This window comes from Roseovarius sp. TE539 (assembly GCF_003298505.1).
In the GTDB taxonomy this organism is placed as follows: domain Bacteria; phylum Pseudomonadota; class Alphaproteobacteria; order Rhodobacterales; family Rhodobacteraceae; genus Roseovarius.
Map to the genome: position 1 here is coordinate 161,498 of NZ_QNGB01000005.1, position 19,289 is coordinate 180,786.

Sequence of the window (19,289 nt, forward strand, 5' to 3'; positions counted from 1 at the left end):
GGAGTTAGACAGCTGCCCCGAGCCTCGGCAAGCGCAAAACCGCACCCCCGGAAAAGCAAAGGCCCCGCCAGAAGCGGGGCCTTCGATCATGTATCCGAGCCGGTTCAGTCGTCGCGGCTTTCCGGTGTTTCCACCAGTGTGTCGAACTCATCACCACCGACCACGTCATCCTCAGCCGGCGCTGCAAGGGCCGCGGCAGCCTCGGCCTCTTCTTTCCGGGCCTCGATGACGACGTTGTCACGGCTCTGCGCGACACGCCGCACGTCCTGGGTGGCGCCACCGGTTCCCGCCGGTATCAATCGACCGACGATCACGTTCTCCTTCAGGCCCACCAGCTTGTCACGCTTGCCCTGAACACTCGCTTCGGTCAGCACGCGGGTCGTTTCCTGGAAGGACGCGGCAGAGATGAAGCTGCGCGTCTGAAGGCTGGCCTTGGTGATGCCCAGAAGGATCGGTTCCCCCTGCGCGGCGCGGCCGCCCTTTGCTATCGCCTTGTCGTTGGCGGCATCGAATTCCGCCTTGTCCACATGTTCGCCCTTGAGCAAGGTCGTTTCCCCGCTGTCAAGGATCTCCCACTTCTGGAGCATTTGGCGCACGACAACCTCGATGTGCTTGTCGTTGATCTTGACGCCCTGCAAGCGATAGACGTCCTGCACCTCGTTGATCATGTACTCTGCAAGTGCCTCGACGCCGAGGATGCTGAGGATGTCATGCGGTGCGGGGTTGCCGTCCATTATGTAATCGCCCTTGAGCACGTAATCCCCTTCCTGGACGGGGATATGCTTGCCCTTGGGCACCATGTATTCGACCGGGTCCAGTGTGTCGTCGGCCGGCTCGATCGTGATGCGGCGCTTGTTCTTGTAATCGCGCCCATACCGGACATAGCCGTCGATCTCGGCGATGATCGCGTGATCCTTGGGACGCCGCGCCTCGAAAAGTTCGGCCACCCGCGGCAGACCGCCGGTGATGTCCTTGGTCTTGGCACCCTCGCGCGGAATTCGCGCCACGACATCGCCGGCCTCGATCCGATCACCTTCCTCGACGCTGAGGATCGCGTCAACGGACATCGGGTATGTAACCGGGTTGCCCGCGTCATTGCGCACCGGCTCACCGTCATCGCCAACGATCAGGATTTCGGGCTTCAGTTCGTTGCCCTTCGGCGCCGCGCGCCAGTCGGTGACGATCTTCTGGGTCATGCCGGTGGCATCGTCGGTTTCGTCACGCAGCGAAACACCGTTGGTCAGATCGACGAACTTGGCCGTGCCGCCTCTCTCGGCAAGGATCGGAAGTGTGTAGGGATCCCATTCGAAAAGCTTGTCACCACGCTCGACAGGTTCGCCGTCGCGGGCATGAAGCTTGGTGCCGTAACCGACCTTGTGACTGGCCAGTTCCGCGTCGCCCTCGCCGATGATCCGCAACTTCATGTTGCGGCCCATCACCAGGGTTTCGCCACTGGAATTCTCGAGCGTCTGCGCGTTTTCGTAGACCACGGTGCCGGCCTGGTTGGCTTCGAGGAATGATTGCTGCCCCCCCTGCGCAACGCCACCGATGTGGAAGGTCCGCATCGTCAGCTGTGTACCGGGTTCACCGATTGACTGGGCCGCGATGATGCCCACAGCCTCGCCCGTGTTGACCATCGTCCCGCGCGCCAGGTCACGCCCGTAGCACAATGCGCAAACGCCGTCCTCGGCTTCACAGGTCAACGGCGAACGGATCCGCGCCGTCTGTACCGCGGCTTCCTCCACGATGTCGGCCATGCGCTCGTCGATCAGGGTGCCGGCTTTCACGAGCACCTCCTCGGTGCCCGGGCGAAGGATGTCATCGGCCGCGACACGTCCGAGCACACGTTCCCCGAGGGTGGCCACGATCTCACCGTCATTCACAGCCGCTTCCGCGGTGATACCGCGATCGGTGCCGCAATCATGATCCCGCACGATGCAGTCCTGAGCCACGTCGACAAGACGCCGGGTCAGGTACCCCGAGTTCGCGGTCTTGAGAGCAGTATCACTGAGGCCTTTACGCGCGCCGTGGGTGGAATTGAAGTATTCAAGAACGGTCAGGCCTTCCTTGAAGTTCGAGATGATCGGTGTCTCGATGATGTCGCCATTGGGCTTGGCCATCAGGCCGCGCATCCCTCCCAGCTGTTTCATCTGGGTGACCGAGCCGCGCGCACCGGAATGGGCCATCATGTAGACACTGTTCGGCTCCACCTCGGCGCCATCCTCACCGGTCACGGAGGCCGAGATCGTACCCATCATGGCTTCGGTTACCTGATCGTTGCACTTGGACCAGGCATCGACGACCTTGTTGTACTTCTCACCCTGGGTGATCAGGCCATCCATGTATTGCTGTTCGAAGCCCTTCACCTGATCGCGGGTTTCGCCCACGATGGACCACTTGTCATCGGGGATCACCATGTCGTCCTTGCCGAAGCTGATACCGGCACGGAAGGCCTCGCGGAAACCCATAGACATGATCTGGTCGCAGAAGATGACACTCTCCTTCTGGCCGCAATAGCGGTACACGGTGTCGATCACCTGCTGCACTTCCTTCTTGCGCAGCAGCTTGTTGACCAGGTCGAAGGGGGCCTTGGTGTTCTTCGGCAACAGCGCACCCAGACGAACGCGACCTGGAGTCGTCTCGCAGCGGATCGTCACCTCGTTGCCTTCCTCGTCGATCTGCGGGATCCTCGCCGTGATCTTCGCATGCATGTGCACCTCGCCCGCGTCCAGCGCGTGCTGCACCTCCTCGATCGAGGCGAATGCCATGCCCTCTCCCTTCATGCCCTCGCGCATCAACGACACGTAATAGAGCCCCAGGATCATATCCTGGCTCGGCACGATGATCGGCGCGCCGTTGGCCGGGCTGAGCACGTTGTTGGTGGACATCATCAGCACCCGTGCCTCAAGCTGCGCTTCCAGCGAAAGAGGCACGTGAACAGCCATCTGGTCACCGTCGAAATCGGCGTTGAAGGCCGAGCAGACCAACGGGTGAAGCTGAATGGCCTTACCCTCGATCAGCGTGGGTTCGAACGCCTGGATACCGAGACGGTGCAGAGTCGGCGCGCGATTGAGCATGACCGGATGTTCACGGATCACCTCGTCGAGGATATCCCAGACTTCGGGACGCTCCTTCTCGACCAGTTTCTTCGCCTGCTTGACCGTTGAGCTGAGGCCCTTGGCCTCGAGCCGCGAATAGATGAACGGCTTGAACAGTTCCAGCGCCATCTTCTTGGGCAACCCGCATTGATGCAGCTTGAGCTCGGGGCCCGTCACGATGACCGAGCGACCCGAGAAATCGACCCGCTTGCCCAGAAGGTTCTGGCGGAAGCGGCCCTGCTTGCCCTTGAGCATGTCCGACAACGACTTGAGCGGGCGCTTGTTGGCGCCGGTGATGACCCGGCCGCGGCGGCCGTTGTCGAAGAGCGCATCGACGGATTCCTGCAGCATCCGCTTCTCGTTGCGCACGATGATGTCGGGCGCGCGCAGTTCGATCAGCCGCTTGAGGCGGTTGTTGCGGTTGATCACCCGGCGGTAAAGGTCGTTGAGGTCCGAGGTCGCGAAGCGCCCGCCGTCGAGCGGAACCAGGGGGCGCAACTCAGGCGGAATGACCGGTATTACGGTCATGATCATCCATTCCGGGCGGTTGCCGGATTCCAGAAAGCTTTCGACAACCTTGAGGCGCTTGATGATTTTCTTTGGTTTCAGCTCGCCGGTTGCTTCCGCAAGATCCGCGCGCAATTGTTCAGCTTCCGTTTCAAGGTCGATCTGGGCCAGCATGTCACGGATCGCCTCGGCACCGATATTGGCGGTGAAGGCGTCCATGCCATAGGCGTCCTGGGCGTCCATGTACTCTTCTTCGGTTAGCATCTGACCATAGGTCAGGTCGGTCAGCCCGGGTTCGATCACCACGTAGTTCTCGAAGTAGAGAACACGCTCGAGGTCACGCAGGGTCATGTCCAGCATGAGGCCGATGCGCGACGGCAACGATTTCAGGAACCAGATATGCGCACAGGGCGCGGCCAGTTCGATATGGCCCATGCGCTCGCGCCGGACCTTCTGGAGCGTCACCTCGACGCCGCATTTCTCGCACACGACGCCGCGATACTTCATGCGCTTGTACTTGCCGCAAAGGCATTCGTAATCCTTGATCGGCCCGAAGATGCGGGCGCAGAAAAGACCATCACGCTCGGGCTTGAAGGTGCGGTAGTTGATCGTCTCGGGTTTCTTGATCTCGCCATAGGACCAGCTGAGGATGCGCTCGGGGCTGGCGAGGCTGACCTTGATCTCGTCAAAGACCTGGGCCGGGGCGTTCGGATTGAACGGGTTGTTCGTGAGTTCCTGGTTCATTTTTCTAATCCTTAGAGACTGGCGATGGAGGGCGATAAGACGCCGTTTTCTTGAAAAGAAAACGGACCGGACCCTTTCAAAGGGTCCGGTGCGCCGCGCCTACTCGTCCTCCTCCGCATCCAGGAGTTCCATGTTGAGGCCCAGGCCGCGGACCTCCTTGACGAGCACGTTGAAGGATTCCGGCACGCCGGCTTCGAAGCTGTCCTCGCCCTTGACGATCGATTCATACACCTTGGTGCGGCCTGCCACGTCATCGGACTTCACGGTGAGCATCTCCTGCAGCGTGTAGGCGGCACCGTAGGCTTCCAGTGCCCAGACCTCCATTTCGCCGAAACGCTGTCCACCGAACTGGGCCTTGCCGCCCAATGGCTGCTGTGTGACGAGGCTGTACGGCCCGGTCGAGCGCGCGTGAATCTTGTCGTCCACCAGGTGGTGCAGCTTGAGCAGGTACTTCACTCCGACGGTGACAGGGCGGCTGAACTGCTCACCCGTGCGCCCGTCATAGAGGATCGACTGCCCGCTTTCGGAGAAGCCCGCCCGCGTCAGCGCGTCGTTGACGTCAGCCTCCTTGGCGCCGTCGAACACCGGTGTCGCGATCGGCACACCACCGGTCACATTGCCGGCCGCCTCGACAAGCTGGCCTTCGTCCATGCCGCTGATGCCCTCTTCGTAGACATCATCGCCATAGGCCAGCTTCATCGCCTCACGCACCGGGGTAAGATCGCCCGATCTGCGGTACTCCTGCAGGGCGTCGTCGATCTTGATCCCCAGGCCGCGCGCGGCCCAGCCCATGTGGGTTTCAAGAATCTGGCCCACATTCATCCGGCTGGGAACACCCAGCGGGTTGAGGCAGAAATCAACCGGGGTGCCGTCAGCGAGGAACGGCATGTCCTCCATCGGCACCACCTTCGAGATCACGCCCTTGTTGCCGTGACGCCCGGCCATCTTGTCACCCGGCTGAAGCTTGCGCTTCACCGCGATGAAGACCTTGACCATCTTCATGACACCCGGCGGCAGGTCGTCGCCGCGGCGGACCTTCTCGACCTTGTCCTCGAAACGGGCGTCGAGCGCGCGCTTCTGCGCCTCGTACTGCTCGTTCAGGGCCTCGACAATCTGGGCGTCGGCCTCGTCCTTGAGGGCAAGCTGCCACCACTGGCCCTTGGTCAGCGTCTCGAGCAGCTCCTCGGTGATCTCGGAATTTGCCTTGACGCCCTTGGGGCCTTTCACGGCGGTCTTTCCGAGGATCATCGACTTGAGGCGCGCATAGATGTTGCGCTCGAGGATCGCCAGCTCGTCGTCGCGGTCGCGTGCCAGGCTCTCGACCTCCTCGCGCTCGATCTGCAGGGCGCGTTCGTCCTTTTCCACCCCGTGGCGGTTGAAGACCCGGACCTCCACGACGGTGCCGAAATCGCCCGGTTTCACACGCAGCGAGGTGTCGCGCACGTCCGATGCCTTTTCGCCGAAGATCGCGCGGAGAAGTTTTTCCTCCGGCGTCATCGGGCTTTCGCCCTTGGGCGTGATCTTGCCCACGAGGATATCACCGGGCTCCACATCCGCGCCGATATAGACGATGCCGGCCTCGTCAAGGTTCCTGAGCGCCTCCTCGCCGACATTGGGAATATCGCGGGTGATCTCCTCGGGGCCAAGCTTGGTGTCACGCGCGGCGACCTCGAACTCCTCGATATGGACCGAGGTGAAGACGTCGTCACGCACCATGCGCTCGGAGATCAGGATCGAGTCCTCGAAATTGTAGCCATTCCAGGGCATGAAGGCGACAACCACGTTGCGGCCTACCGCCAGTTCGCCCATGTCGGTGGCGGGCCCGTCCGCGATGACCTCGTCCTTGAGCACCGTATCGCCGACCTTGACCAGCGGCCGCTGATTGATGCAGCTGTTCTGGTTGGAGCGCTGGAACTTGCGCAGGCGATAGATGTCCACCCCGGGATCGCCGGGTTCCAGATCCTCGGTGGCGCGCACCACGATCCGCTGGGCATCGACCTGGTCGATCACCCCGGCGCGGCGGGCCATGATCGAGGCACCACTGTCGCGGGCCACGACGCCCTCGATCCCGGTGCCCACGAGCGGCGCCTCGGCCTGCACCAAGGGCAGCGCCTGGCGCATCATGTTGGACCCCATGAGCGCGCGGTTGGCGTCGTCGTTTTCCAGGAACGGGATTAGCGAGGCCGCGACCGAAACCAACTGCTTGGGGCTGACGTCGATCAGGTCCACCGTCTCGTTCGGGGCCAGCATGTATTCGCCCGACTGGCGGGTGCTGACCAGGTCGTTCACGAAACGGCCCGCATCGTCGAGCTTGGCGTTGGCCTGGGCGACGGTGTGCCGCATTTCCTCGGTGGCGGACATGTATTGCACCTCATCGGTCACCTGCCCGCTCTCGACCTTGCGGTAGGGGGTTTCGATGAAGCCATACTTGTTCACCCGCGCAAAGGTGGCGAGCGAGTTGATCAGGCCGATGTTCGGCCCTTCAGGCGTTTCGATCGGGCACATGCGGCCATAGTGGGTCGGGTGCACGTCACGCACCTCGAAGCCGGCGCGTTCGCGCGTGAGCCCGCCGGGTCCGAGCGCCGACAGGCGCCGCTTGTGGGTGACCTCGGACAGCGGGTTGGTCTGGTCCATGAACTGCGACAGCTGCGATGAGCCGAAGAATTCGCGTACCGCGGCGGCGGCGGGCTTGGCGTTGATCAGGTCCTGCGGCATCACGGTGTCGATCTCCACCGACGACATGCGCTCCTTGATGGCGCGCTCCATGCGCAGCAGGCCGACGCGGTACTGGTTCTCCATCAGCTCGCCCACCGAGCGCACCCGGCGGTTGCCCAAGTGGTCGATGTCGTCGATATCACCCTTGCCGTCACGCAGTTCCACCAGCGCCTTGATACAGGCGACGATATCCTCGCGATCCAGCGTGCGTTGCGTATCGGGCTTGTCCAGAGCCAGGCGCATGTTCATTTTCACGCGGCCCACGGCGCTGAGATCATAGCGCTCGGAATCGAAAAAGAGCGTGTCGAACAGGGCCGATGCGGCCTCTTCCGTCGGCGGTTCACCCGGCCGCATGACACGGTAGATGTCCATGAGCGCGCTTTCGCGGTTCATGTTCTTGTCCATGGCCATCGTGTTGCGCATGTATGCGCCGACATTGATATTGTCGATATCCAGCACCGGAATGTCGGTGATGCCGGCGTCCAAAAGCTCCTTGAGCGTGCCGCCGGTTACCTCCCCGTCCTTGTCGGTGGTCCAGGTCAATTCGTCACCGGCCTCGACATAGATCGCGCCGGTCTCCTCGTTGATGATGTCACGGGCGACGAACTTGCCGACGATATGATCGAACGGGACCAGCAGATCCTCCACATTGCCCTCGTCCAGAAGCTTTTTCACCGCACGCGGGGTGACCTTCTTGCCGGCCTCGGCAATGACTTCGCCGGTATTGGCATCGATCAGGTCGTAGTTGGGGCGCGTCCCGCGCACCCGCTCGGGAAAGAACTTCGTGACCCAGCCGCTGTTCTTCTTCAGCTTGAAATCAACCGTGTCATAATAGGCATCCATGATGCCTTCCTGATCCAGTCCAAGTGCATAGAGCAACGTTGTCACCGGCAATTTGCGGCGGCGGTCGATGCGGGCATACACGATATCCTTCGCATCGAACTCGAAGTCCAGCCACGAGCCGCGATAAGGGATGATCCGGCAGGCGAACAGCAGCTTGCCACTTGCATGCGTCTTGCCCTTGTCATGATCGAAAAACACGCCGGGGCTGCGATGCATCTGGCTGACGATCACCCTCTCGGTGCCGTTGACGACGAAGGTGCCGTTCGGCGTCATCAGGGGCATATCGCCCATGAACACGTCCTGTTCCTTGATGTCCTTGACCGATTTCGCGCCAGTGTCCTCGTCGATGTCGAATACGATCAGCCGCAGCGTGACCTTGAGCGGCGCGCTGTAGGTCATGTCGCGCTGCATGCACTCCTCGACGTCGTATTTCGGCTTTTCCAGATCGTAGCTGACAAACTCGATCACGCTCGTCTCGTTGAAATCCGAAATCGGGAAAACCGACTGAAAGACACCCTTGATGCCTTCCCCGTCCTGCGGATCGGGTTGATCGCCGGAGTTGAGAAACAGATCATACGAGGATTTTTGCACCTCGATGAGGTTCGGCATGTCGAGGACTTCGCGGATCTTGCCGAAATACTTGCGCAAACGTTTCTGGCCAAGGTAGGTTTGAGCCATGTGTCTGGTCACCTTTCATTTCTCACCGGCCGCGAATGCTGTCGGGCTCCAGCATCGCAGGCCATTTGAGACGGCGTGTTCCGATCAATTCCCGGCCGCTGTCCCACCAGCGGCCTCCCGATCGCACGAACCTCGCCTTAGAAAATTCCCGCGGGCAGCAGGACCTCTCTGAGACAGGTTCGACTGGACCCGGAAAACCCGGATCCAGCCTGATCGCAGGGTGCATGAGATCACGCACCCTGCGCTTTCTGCGGGATGCGTGCCCGCACGCACGGATTACTTCAACTCGACCTCGGCACCGGCTGCTTCCAGCTTGCCCTTGATCTCTTCTGCCTCGGCTTTGTCGACAGCTTCCTTGACGGCCTTGCCGCCAGCCTCGACCAGTTCCTTGGCTTCCTTGAGACCGAGGCCGGTGATGGCACGGACTTCCTTGATCACATTGATCTTGGAGGCGCCGGCCGATTTCAGGACCACGTCGAATTCAGTCTGCTCCTCGGCTTCTTCGGCACCTGCATCGCCTGCAGGGCCAGCCATCATGACGGCGCCGCCCGCGGCGGGTTCGATGCCGTATTCGTCCTTGAGGATGGTTTTCAGTTCTTGTGCCTCGAGAAGCGTCAGACCAACGATCTCTTCAGCCAGTTTTTTCAGATCAGCCATTTCGTGACTCTTTCCATTTATAGATGTGTTCCAACGCCGGGTCCTGCCCCACGCGGATCATGACAGGTTGCTTATGCCGCTTCGGCCTTCTCTTCGATGGTCGAAAGGATGCTCGCGATATTCGAAGCAGGGGCGCCAATCGCACCGGCGATGTTCGAAGCGGGTGCCCCGATGCAGCTCGCGAGTTGAGCAATGAGCTCATCACGCGACGGCATGTCGGACACGGCTTTGACACCGTCACGGTCCAGAGCGTCCGACCCCATTGCCCCACCAAGAATCTCGAACTTCTTGTTGTCCTTGGCAAAGCCCTCGGCCACCTTGGCTGCTGCCACGGGGTCCTCGGAAAAGGTCAGTACGGTCATGCCCGAGAGGAATTCGGCAATGCTTGCGCATGGCTTGCCCTCGAGGGCGATCTTGGCGAGCCTGTTCTTGGCAACACGAACAGAGGACTCGGCACCGCGTGCACGGGCGCGAAGATCCTGCATTTCGGCAACTGTCAGACCCTCGTAGTGTGCAACCACCACGACGCCAGAGCTTTCGAAGATCTGGCCGAGTTCCTCGACCACTTTCTCTTTCTGGGCTCTATCCACAGTTTCACTCCAATTCTGGGGGTCTCCCCCCGGCTCAGTTTGACCCCGGATCGGGTCCGGGGCATTCGGGTCCAGTTTCAGGGTCCCGAGGCCATGATCACCCGAAGACAGCGCCTTCGCGGAAATCTCTTCTCGTTCCCCATCTCAGGAAGGAATTACAGGACCGGATCACTGCCGGTCCAACCCTCCATCTCGGACAGGACAAGGCCGGAAATCCGGCCCTGCCATTCACCCCGGGCGTAAACCCGGGGCAAATTCCTTATTCCGACGCGGCGTTGCCCACGTCGACGCTCACGCCCGGCCCCATCGTGGAGGTCAGGGAGATTCGCTTGACATACGTACCCTTGGCCCCGGCGGGTTTGGCCTTGTTGACCGCCGAGATGAAGGCGCGGACATTTTCGGCCAGCTGCTCGGCCGAGAACGATGCCTTGCCCACACCCGCGTGAACGACACCGGCCTTCTCTGCCTTGAACTGAACCTGGCCGCCCTTGGCGTCCTTGACCGCTTGCGCGACGTCCATCGTGACCGTACCCACCTTGGGGTTGGGCATAAGATTGCGCGGCCCCAGGACCTTGCCCAGCCGACCGACAACAGGCATCATGTCAGGGGTGGCAATACAGCGGTCGAAATTGATCTCGCCGCCTTGCACGGTTTCCATGAGATCCTCGGCACCAACGATGTCGGCGCCGGCGGCCTCGGCCTCTTCCGCTTTGGGGCCACGGGCAAATACCGCGACGCGGACCGTCTTGCCGGTGCCATTGGGCAGGCCGACCACGCCGCGAACCATCTGGTCCGCATGGCGCGGATCGACACCCAGATTGACCGCGATCTCGACGGTTTCGTCGAACTTCGCGCGGGCATTCGTCTTGATCAGGTCGATCGCCTCTTCGACGGTCACGTTCTGCTTGCCGTTGACGGCCTCGCGGGCGGCACGGGTGCGTTTTCCGATCTTTGCCATCTTATTTCACCTCGATGCCCATGGAACGCGCGCTGCCAAGCACGATCTTCATCGCCGACTCCACATCGTTCGCGTTCAGGTCTCTCCATTTGGCTTCCGCGATTTCGCGGACCTGCTTGGTCGTGACCGTTCCGGCGGTGTCACGGCCGGGTGTCTTGGATCCGGACTTCAGCTTCGCGGCCTTCTTGAGGTAATACGACGCCGGGGGCGTCTTGATATCAATCTCGAAGGATTTGTCCTGATAATAGGTGATCACCGTGGGGCATGGCGCACCTTGCTCCATTTCCTGCGTCTTGGCGTTGAATGCCTTGCAGAATTCCATGATATTGATACCGCGCTGACCAAGCGCCGGCCCCACGGGCGGGGACGGGTTGGCTTGTCCGGCGGGCACTTGAAGCTTCATCGTGCCGGCGAGTTTCTTGGCCATTTGGCCTCTCCTTTCTTCCAACACCCCAAGAGCGCGCCCCCGGGGATTTCTGTTGTGTGGTCCGGCTCGGCTGCCGCGGCACCCTCGCCTCCCACGGTTTCGGCGCATCCGCCCGATGCGGGCAGATGGACCTCGCCGGTCACGATTGCTTCGTCACCTGCGTATATTCCAGCTCGACAGGCGTCTCCCTGCCGAAGATCGAAACCGTCACCTTCAGACGCTGGTTTTCATCGTCCACCGCCTCGACCATCCCGTCGAAATCCTCGAACGGCCCGTCATTGACCTTGACCTTTTCGCCGACCTCGAAGGAAATCAGGGTGCGCGGCGCCTCTTCGCCCTCCTGAACACGATTCAGGATCGTGTTGACCTCTGCGTCGCGCATCGGCATGGGACGACCCTGGGGGCCGAGGAAACCCGTGACACGGTTTATCGAATTGATCAGGTGGTACCCCTGATCCGACATCTCCATGCGCACCAGAACATAACCGGGCATGAAACGACGTTCCGCAGTCACCTTCTTGCCGCGACGCACCTCGATCACTTCCTCGGTGGGCACCAGAACTTCTTCGATCTGGTCCTCGAGGCCCTGCTCAGCCACGGCCTGCCTGATCTGCTCGGCAATCTTCTTTTCGAAATTCGAAAGAACGCTCACCGAGTACCACCGTTTCGCCATCCTGACCCAAACCTTCGTATTCCCGGCGTTGCGGCCGAATTTAACAGTCATAACGGGCAGTTGCCCGAAGTCTTTCGGAAACAAAATCGGCGCGCAACACGAATCGCCGCGCGCCATTGTTCGAAGTGCCGTGTCAACTACAATCAAAGCACCCTGATTTCAAGGGGCCGGCCGCTATTTTCAGCCATCTCAGCCGAAGAAGGCCAGAACACCTTGCAGGCCCGTCCGGATCAGCAGATCGACAAGCGCGAAGAAGATCGCTGTAAGCGTTGCCATGATGAAAACCATGACGGTGGTCAACAACACCTCGCGGCGCGTCGGCCAGACAACCTTGGCGACTTCCGAGCGGACCTGCTGAATGAACTGAAGCGGGTTGGTGCGTGCCATCTGCGCTGTCTTCTCTTTCTACCGGTTTTGGCGCACATACGCCCCTGCTGCCCGGAATTCAATAGCCGACAACCAACCTCAGCCCCTTCGCGCTTCGGCGGCCAGACGATCGAAGGGGTCGGGACGCGTCTCGGGCTGAATATCCGGCTCCGGAGGCGTGCCGAAATCGGGCAGATACAGGCCCTGTGTCCATTTCTCGGGCAAGCGATCGAGAATGCCGTCGAGGAAAAGGGCGAGGCTGTCCGCGGCGTGGCGGAGAGCTTCGGCCAGCCCGGGACGGCGTTCAGCAAGCCGCCCGTACACTGAAACGGCAAGGCTGCAAAGCCGCTCACCACCAAGGCAGAGGCGCAACAGGGCGAGCATCAGGAGCGGCAGGACCAGCGAAGAAAGCGCCACCAAAGGCCAACGAAGCAGGACAAGAACCGACCCGACGATCAACAGGTATCGTGCTGCCGGGCGCAGGTTGCCTTCCGGTTCGAGAGGCTTTTCATGAACCGATCCCACCGCGGCGTGCCGGAATCGTCTGGCCTTGGTCGTCTTGTTTCCCGTCCTTTTGCGGATCCGCATCCTGCTCCTCCCGTTATCACCCAACGATACTGCGCAATCTTCACGACGGATACCGCAACACCACGGGCCTCCGCCACGTATACCCTAATCCGCAAATCGGGCAGGAAATTGGCGCAGCCCGGCCCGATCCGTGACGGTCGCAGGATGTTTTGTGGAAGAATTGGCAGGGGCAGCAGGGTTCGAACCCGCGACCTACGGTTTTGGAGACCGTCGCTCTACCAGCTGAGCTATACCCCTTCGCAAGCGATGTCCCGATTACGCCAAGCCCGTTGAAAGTTCAACCCTCATCTGTTCCGGGCGGGGCGGAGATTTCCGCCCGTTCCGGCGCCATCAGAACGCCGTCGCGCATCGCGGCCTCATGGGCCGGGGTCCGGGCGAACGGCCTGTCCCACCGGGCAATTTCCGGCAGCCGGGAAAAGCGGTGATTCATCACAAAAGCCTCGGTCGTGACCAGGTGCGGTCGGGCCTGTCGATCACGCGGTTCTTGTCCAGAGATGGCCTCCGCCCGCTGCGAGCGGATGACAGGCGCGTGTCCGGAAAAGGAAAAGGGCGCCGCACGGTGCGCCCTTTCCCTGTATTTTTTTCGAGACCCGGGCCTTTCCGGGCGTTCTGTCAGGCCAGGGTCACTCGATGATCTTGGAGACGACGCCGGCGCCGACGGTGCGGCCGCCCTCGCGGATGGCGAAGCGCAGCCCGTCCTCCATCGCGATCGGCGCGATCAGCTCGACCGCGAACTTCAGGTTGTCGCCCGGCATCACCATCTCCGTACCCTCCGGCAGCGTCACCGTGCCGGTCACGTCCGTGGTCCGGAAATAGAACTGCGGGCGGTAGTTGGCGAAGAACGGCGTGTGGCGCCCGCCCTCCTCCTTGGTCAGGATATAGGCCTCCGCCTCGAACTTCGTGTGCGGCGTCACCGACTTGGGCTTGCACAGGACCTGGCCGCGCTCAACGCTCTCGCGGTCGATGCCGCGCAGAAGCGCGCCGATGTTGTCCCCCGCCTCGCCGCGGTCCAGAAGCTTGCGGAACATCTCCACGCCCGTGCAGGTCGTCTTGCGCGTGTCCTTCAGACCCACGATCTCGATCTCGTCGCCAACGTTGATCACGCCACGCTCGACCCGGCCGGTCACCACCGTGCCGCGGCCCGAAATCGAGAACACGTCCTCGATCGGCATCAGGAACGGCTGATCCACCGCACGCTCCGGTGTCGGGATGTAATCGTCAACGGCCGTCATCAGCTCCTTGATCTTCTCCTCCCCGATCTCCGGGTCACGCCCCTCCATCGCCGCAAGCGCCGAGCCCGCCACGATCGGAATGTCGTCGCCCGGGAACTCGTACTCGCTCAGAAGCTCGCGAACCTCCATCTCCACGAGCTCAAGAAGCTCCTCGTCGTCAACCTGGTCAACCTTGTTGAGAAAGACCACGATCGCCGGAACGCCAACCTGGCGGGCCAGAAGAAGGTGCTCGCGCGTCTGCGGCATCGGACCGTCGGCCGCGTTCACGACCAGGATCGCGCCGTCCATCTGCGCCGCGCCCGTGATCATGTTCTTGACGTAGTCGGCGTGACCGGGGCAGTCCACGTGCGCGTAGTGGCGCGCATCCGTCTCGTATTCAACATGCGCCGTCGAGATCGTGATCCCGCGCGCCTTCTCCTCGGGCGCGCCGTCAATCTTGTCGTAAGCCTGAAAATCACCGAAATACTTCGTGATCGCCGCCGTCAGCGTCGTCTTGCCGTGGTCAACGTGACCAACAGTACCGATGTTAACGTGCGGCTTAGAACGGTCAAACTTTTCCTTTGCCATGGTCTTGAGGCGCCTTGTCAAGTTGGGGGGCCGAGCCCGGTTGTTATCTTCGCGCGGCGTTTATTGGGTCACGTCCGGAAAATCAAGCGCTTCCTTCACCAAAGGCCCGCCCTGCCACGCAAGGCGGGATCGTCGCTTGTCAGTCCTGGCTTTCCTCCAGGTCGATGAGGTCACTTGCGGGCACGCCATTTTCGGCAGTTTCCGGGTCCACCTCATCGCCTTCGGCATCGCCGCCCGCTTGCGCATCGTCCTTCGACGCATCCGGTTCGGGTTCGAACCAGCCATTCGCGTTATGCTCGCGGACCAGCCAGTTCTGGATGAGCTTGGCGGCATTTCGGCTCAGGTTGCTCATCTGGGTTTCCTTGGACTGGGTCAGACCGGACCCCAGCAATGTCGGCCCCGAGATCGATTCGACCACTGTCACTGTTTCCGGTTCCCCGTTGAGTTTGACACCCTCGGCGTCGTCCCAGGCCGTCACCTTGATGATTAGCGCCGATTTCGGCGAGGCCACGATCGGCACGCCGGGCACCGCGAGCACATACCCTTCGACACTGATCCCCAGATGGTAGAGACTGTCGCCATCGAAACGGCTGAAACGCTCGTCGACAGCCGATTTCATCGCTTCGATCCATTCTTCCTTGGATGCTTCGCGGGATGCCGGCCCCTTGGTCAGGTTGGGGGCCACAACGACATTGTGCCCGAGTCTGAAATCACCCAGCGGCACCGGGGCCTTGTCCAGGTCGTTGGGGTTTGTGCAGGATGCCAGGGCACTGAGGGCCACAAGCAGGGCAAGAAGGCGGATCATCGACAATCCCTCGGTGTTACGGTCCGCGACGGGATAGCGTACACAGCCACGCAAGGCAATGACCGGCATAGGGCCGCCCGCCCGCGGGCAGTGGCAAACCGCGGTGAAGAATTCTGACCCGACACCGTCATGCCGTCCGGCGGGCGCATGTCCTGTTCAGCACCGACCAGACGCTTGGCCGCCTTGCCTTTTAAGGGCAAAGCCGGACTGCACCGGGCCGGCCGGAACATCCAACCTGCGATCAGGTGAATTTGTTGTCGCGCGGAAACCCGCGCGGTGCCATACGCCCCGCGCCTGCCCGCTTGCCGGTCCATTCCGACAGGTCGGATTCGGTGCGGGTGCGCCCGGCCGGATCATGCCAGGTCAGCCCCTTCTCAAGGTCGAAAGTCGTGGCATCGCTCAGTCCGCCATCCTTGAATTTCTGAAGCCTGACGCCCTTGCCACGCGTCATCTCGGGCAAATCACCGACCGGGAAGATCAACACTTTCCGGTTTTCGCCCACGCAGGCAACATGATCGCCGCTGACCGCCCGACAGACCAGCGCACGCGCCCCGCCACGCAGATTGAGCACCTGTTTGCCGGAGCGGGTCTGCGCCACGACCTCGTCCTCCTCAACCACGAAACCATCGCCCGCGTCCGAGGCAACCAGCAGTTTGCGACCCGGCCGGTGAATGAAAAGATCCACGATTTCCGCCTCGTTGGGCAGATCGACCATGAGGCGTAAAGGCTCACCCATTCCACGGCCACCGGGCAGGTTTGCCGCACCAAGGGTATAGAAGCGCCCGTTGGTCCCGAACACCAGCAACCGGTCAGTCGTTTCAGCATGGAATATGAAGCGTGGACCGTCACCGTCCTTGAACTTCAGTTCGCGATTCAGGTCGATATGCCCGGTCATTGCCCGGATCCAGCCCATCCTGGAGCAGACCACGGTGATCGGTTCCTTGTCGATCATGGCCTCGAGAGGGGTTTCGGGAACCTCGCAAGCCTCCGAGAAACCGGTGCGGCGTGCACCGTCAGGGTGATCCTTTCCGAACGTTTTCTTCACCTCGCGCAGCTGGTTGGCAATCGACTTCCACTGACGGTCGCCATCCTCCAGAAGGTCTTCCAGCCCCGCACGCTCCTCCATGAGAGAATCGCGCTCCTTCAGAAGGGCCATTTCCTCCAGCCGCCTCAGGCTGCGCAGGCGCATGTTGAGGATCGCCTCTGCCTGTGTTTCCGACAGTCCGTCGGCCTCGGCATCCCCCCGCGGCGGGACATAATCGGCCTCGGACGAGGCACGAACGAATTCGCCACCCCAATCCTCGCGCATCAGGGCCGCCTTCGGAGCGTCGTCATACCGAATGATGTCGATCACCCTGTCGAGGTTGAGAAAGGCCACGATCAAGCCTTCCAGAACTTCAAGACGGTGGTCGATCTTCTCCATCCGGTGGCGCGATCGGCGGATGAGAACCTCACGGCGGAAGTCGAGGAACGCGCGGAGCACTTCCCTGAGCGAGCAGACCTGTGGCGTCACCCCGTCGATCAGCACGTTCATGTTCAGGGCAAATTTCACCTCAAGGTCCGAGTTGCGGAACAGCATTCCCATCAGCACCTGCGCATCGACGTTGCGCGACCGGGGCTCCAGAATCAGACGGACGTCATCGGCACTCTCGTCCCGGACATCGGCCAGCAAGGGCAATTTCTTGGTCTGGATCAGTTCGGCGATCTTTTCGATCAGCTTGGATTTCTGCACCTGGTAGGGAATCTCGGTCACAACGATCTGCCATTGTCCACGGCCCAGATCCTCGGTTTGCCAGCGGCACCGCAGCCTGAAACTTCCCCGTCCGGTGCGGTAGGATTGCGCGATGCTCTCGGAGGGCTCCACGATCACACCCCCGGTCGGGAAATCCGGGCCGGGCACGTGAGAGAGAAGCGTATCGTCACGCGCTTCGGGCGACTTGATCAGATGAAGGCAGGCATCGACGAGTTCGGAAATGTTGTGTGGCGGTATGTTCGTTGCCATGCCAACAGCGATGCCGGAAGCGCCATTTGCCAGAAGGTTGGGAAAAGCCGCCGGAAGCACGACGGGTTCGGTCAGGGTGCCGTCGTAATTGCTCCGGAAATCGACCGCGTTCTCGTCCAACCCCTCCAGAAGGGCCTCCGCGACGGCCGTCATCCGGGCCTCGGTGTAGCGACTGGCTGCCGGGTTGTCTCCGTCGATATTCCCGAAATTGCCCTGCCCGTCGACCAGCGGATAGCGCACAGCGAAATCCTGTGCCAGCCGGGCCATGGCGTCGTAGATCGCGGCGTCGCCATGCGGATGGTAGTTGCCCATCACGTCGCCGGATATCTTGGCCGATTTTCGAAAGCCGCCCGTTGAACCCAGCCTGAGTTCACGCATTGCGAAAAGTATGCGTCGATGCACCGGCTTCAGACCGTCGCGGGCGTCCGGCAGTGCCCGGTTCATGATCGTGCTCAGCGCATAGGTCAGATAACGCTCGCCGATGGCGCGGCGCAAAGGCTCCGACATGGGCGCGGGGCCGATATTGGGGTCATCCACTAGGTCGTTCATTCATGTTGTGATAACGACGGTCGAATTGGGCGTAAAGCACCGCCGCGCGAAAACTGGCGCCTTTTGTCCCGTTTCGCGGGGCGAACCCGGTGCCGTTGACAAAGGTCGGTTTCGATGGCCCAACAAAGACCCCGGGAAAGGCTTGATCTGGTGCTTGTTCCCTCGGCCCGGTCTTAATTCAGGGGGCGGTCCCGGGCATGGCACGCAGGGTTGGCGGACCTTGTGCGCACGTATGCTGTCGAAACCGGCAAACGCCTGCTCCGGACTCATCGGCCCGAACACGAGGTCGGGGCCCGATCCCGGACCGGGCGTTGATAGCCGGTGCAAACTGATTGCAATACCGTCGGCATCGCGCCATAGCTTTGCCATGACAGGGAAATGCATCCTCATCACAGGCTGTTCGTCCGGTATAGGCCGCGATGCCGCGCATGGCCTCAAGGCGAAGGGCTGGCGGGTGTTTGCCGCGTGCCGCAAGGAAGCCGATTGCGTTCGACTGCGCGACGAGGGCCTTGAAAGCCCGCGGCTGGACTATGAGGACGAGGACAGCATCAAGACAGCCCTCACCACGGTACTGAGCGCGACCGACGGTCGTCTTGATGCGCTTTTCAACAATGGCGCCTTCGCCTGTCCCGGCCTTGTCGAGGATGTGCCAAGGGGCGCAATGCGTCAGGTATTCGAAGCCAACCTGTTCGGCTGGCACGATCTGACACGGCAAGTGATTCCGGTCATGCGTGAGCAGGGGCACGGGCGTATCGTGCAATGTTCTTCGGTTCTTGGCCTCGTGGCGATACAGTGGCGTGGGGCTTACGTCGCGACCAAGTTCGCCCTGGAGGGCCTGACGGATTCCCTGCGGCTGGAACTGCGCGGCACCGGCATCCATGTCTCCTTGATAGAGCCCGGACCGGTAACCTCGCGAATCCGTCAGAACGCGATCCCGCAATTCGAACGCTGGATCGACTGGGAAAGTTCCCACCGTGCCGCGGACTACCGGGACAAACTGATCCCGCGCCTCTATGCCGAGTACACGCCCGACCGGTTCGAGCTTCCCCCCGGGGCCGTGACAAGAAAACTCCTGCACGCAATCGAAAATCCGCGGCCACGGCCGCGCTACTATGTCACCACGCCGACCTACATCATGGGCACACTGCGCCGAATTCTGGGGAGCCGGGCGCTGGACTGGGTGCTCGCCAAGGGATAGGCCAAGAGAACACGCCGGCTGTCCGTGGCAAATTCCTCGCCATCGTGCACGCCGCCCCTACATGCACCCGGACGCGCGGCAGAAACGCGCAT

General features: G+C 61.6%; 13 protein-coding genes and 1 tRNA gene. 1 reads left to right on the forward strand and 13 read right to left on the reverse strand.

Annotation, left to right across the window (positions count from 1 at the left end):
• Positions 1-104: 104 nt before the first annotated feature.
• From rpoC to DQW77_RS05460, 13 genes are all read right to left on the reverse strand, one after another.
• Positions 105-4,349 carry a DNA-directed RNA polymerase subunit beta' gene (gene rpoC / locus DQW77_RS05400; RefSeq protein ID WP_113257160.1) on the reverse strand — a complete coding sequence of 1,415 codons (4,245 nt, stop codon included), beginning with the start codon at positions 4,347-4,349 and terminating at the stop codon, positions 105-107.
• A 99-nt stretch (positions 4,350-4,448) separates the two neighbouring features.
• Positions 4,449-8,585 carry a DNA-directed RNA polymerase subunit beta gene (gene rpoB / locus DQW77_RS05405; protein WP_113257161.1) on the reverse strand — a complete coding sequence of 1,379 codons (4,137 nt, stop codon included), beginning with the start codon at positions 8,583-8,585 and terminating at the stop codon, positions 4,449-4,451.
• Between the two features lie 276 nt (positions 8,586-8,861).
• The gene (rplL, locus tag DQW77_RS05410; RefSeq protein WP_113257162.1) at positions 8,862-9,242 is read right to left on the reverse strand and encodes a 50S ribosomal protein L7/L12; all 381 of its coding nucleotides are present in this window, start codon (positions 9,240-9,242) and stop codon (positions 8,862-8,864) included.
• 71 nt (positions 9,243-9,313) lie between these two features.
• The gene (rplJ, locus tag DQW77_RS05415) at positions 9,314-9,832 is read right to left on the reverse strand and encodes a 50S ribosomal protein L10 (RefSeq protein ID WP_113257163.1); all 519 of its coding nucleotides are present in this window, start codon (positions 9,830-9,832) and stop codon (positions 9,314-9,316) included.
• A 259-nt stretch (positions 9,833-10,091) separates the two neighbouring features.
• Positions 10,092-10,790, reverse strand: a complete 699-nt coding sequence (rplA, locus tag DQW77_RS05420) for a 50S ribosomal protein L1 (RefSeq protein ID WP_113257164.1) — start codon at positions 10,788-10,790, stop codon at positions 10,092-10,094.
• A 1-nt stretch (position 10,791) separates the two neighbouring features.
• Entirely contained in the window at positions 10,792-11,217 is a 426-nt protein-coding gene (rplK, locus tag DQW77_RS05425) for a 50S ribosomal protein L11 (RefSeq protein WP_113257165.1), read from the reverse strand.
• Between the two features lie 139 nt (positions 11,218-11,356).
• Entirely contained in the window at positions 11,357-11,890 is a 534-nt protein-coding gene (gene nusG, locus DQW77_RS05430; protein ID WP_113257219.1) for a transcription termination/antitermination protein NusG, read from the reverse strand.
• Between the two features lie 189 nt (positions 11,891-12,079).
• Complete coding sequence (gene secE / locus DQW77_RS05435) at positions 12,080-12,277, reverse strand: preprotein translocase subunit SecE (protein WP_113257166.1); 198 nt, start codon at positions 12,275-12,277, stop codon at positions 12,080-12,082.
• A 78-nt stretch (positions 12,278-12,355) separates the two neighbouring features.
• Positions 12,356-12,844, reverse strand: coding sequence for a hypothetical protein (locus DQW77_RS05440; protein ID WP_113257167.1), 489 nt, complete (start codon positions 12,842-12,844; stop codon positions 12,356-12,358).
• 161 nt (positions 12,845-13,005) lie between these two features.
• Positions 13,006-13,081 (reverse strand) — tRNA-Trp (locus tag DQW77_RS05445).
• A gap of 386 nt (positions 13,082-13,467) precedes the next feature.
• The gene (tuf, locus tag DQW77_RS05450; protein WP_113257154.1) at positions 13,468-14,643 is read right to left on the reverse strand and encodes an elongation factor Tu; all 1,176 of its coding nucleotides are present in this window, start codon (positions 14,641-14,643) and stop codon (positions 13,468-13,470) included.
• 139 nt (positions 14,644-14,782) lie between these two features.
• Entirely contained in the window at positions 14,783-15,517 is a 735-nt protein-coding gene (locus DQW77_RS05455; protein WP_309301307.1) for a hypothetical protein, read from the reverse strand.
• A gap of 172 nt (positions 15,518-15,689) precedes the next feature.
• Positions 15,690-17,999, reverse strand: coding sequence for a DNA topoisomerase IV subunit A (locus DQW77_RS05460; RefSeq protein WP_113257168.1), 2,310 nt, complete (start codon positions 17,997-17,999; stop codon positions 15,690-15,692).
• 367 nt (positions 18,000-18,366) lie between these two features.
• On the opposite strand from DQW77_RS05460, the gene DQW77_RS05465 reads away from it, so the two are divergent.
• The gene (locus DQW77_RS05465) at positions 18,367-19,197 is read left to right on the forward strand and encodes an SDR family NAD(P)-dependent oxidoreductase (RefSeq protein WP_113257169.1); all 831 of its coding nucleotides are present in this window, start codon (positions 18,367-18,369) and stop codon (positions 19,195-19,197) included.
• Positions 19,198-19,289: the final 92 nt, after the last annotated feature.

Bases quoted from the DNA above. Each gene is read 5' to 3' on its own strand.
- rpoC (WP_113257160.1), bottom strand. From the start codon at position 4,349: ATGAACCAGGAACTCACGAACAACCCGTTCAATCCGAACGCCCCGGCC.
- rpoB (WP_113257161.1), bottom strand. From the start codon at position 8,585: ATGGCTCAAACCTACCTTGGCCAGAAACGTTTGCGCAAGTATTTCGGC.
- rplL (WP_113257162.1), bottom strand. From the start codon at position 9,242: ATGGCTGATCTGAAAAAACTGGCTGAAGAGATCGTTGGTCTGACGCTT.
- rplA (WP_113257164.1), bottom strand. From the start codon at position 10,790: ATGGCAAAGATCGGAAAACGCACCCGTGCCGCCCGCGAGGCCGTCAAC.
- rplK (WP_113257165.1), bottom strand. From the start codon at position 11,217: ATGGCCAAGAAACTCGCCGGCACGATGAAGCTTCAAGTGCCCGCCGGA.
- nusG (WP_113257219.1), bottom strand. From the start codon at position 11,890: ATGGCGAAACGGTGGTACTCGGTGAGCGTTCTTTCGAATTTCGAAAAG.
- secE (WP_113257166.1), bottom strand. From the start codon at position 12,277: ATGGCACGCACCAACCCGCTTCAGTTCATTCAGCAGGTCCGCTCGGAA.
- DQW77_RS05440 (WP_113257167.1), bottom strand. From the start codon at position 12,844: ATGCGGATCCGCAAAAGGACGGGAAACAAGACGACCAAGGCCAGACGA.
- tuf (WP_113257154.1), bottom strand. From the start codon at position 14,643: ATGGCAAAGGAAAAGTTTGACCGTTCTAAGCCGCACGTTAACATCGGT.
- DQW77_RS05455 (WP_309301307.1), bottom strand. From the start codon at position 15,517: ATGCCGGTCATTGCCTTGCGTGGCTGTGTACGCTATCCCGTCGCGGAC.
- DQW77_RS05460 (WP_113257168.1), bottom strand. From the start codon at position 17,999: ATGAACGACCTAGTGGATGACCCCAATATCGGCCCCGCGCCCATGTCG.
- DQW77_RS05465 (WP_113257169.1), top strand. From the start codon at position 18,367: ATGACAGGGAAATGCATCCTCATCACAGGCTGTTCGTCCGGTATAGGC.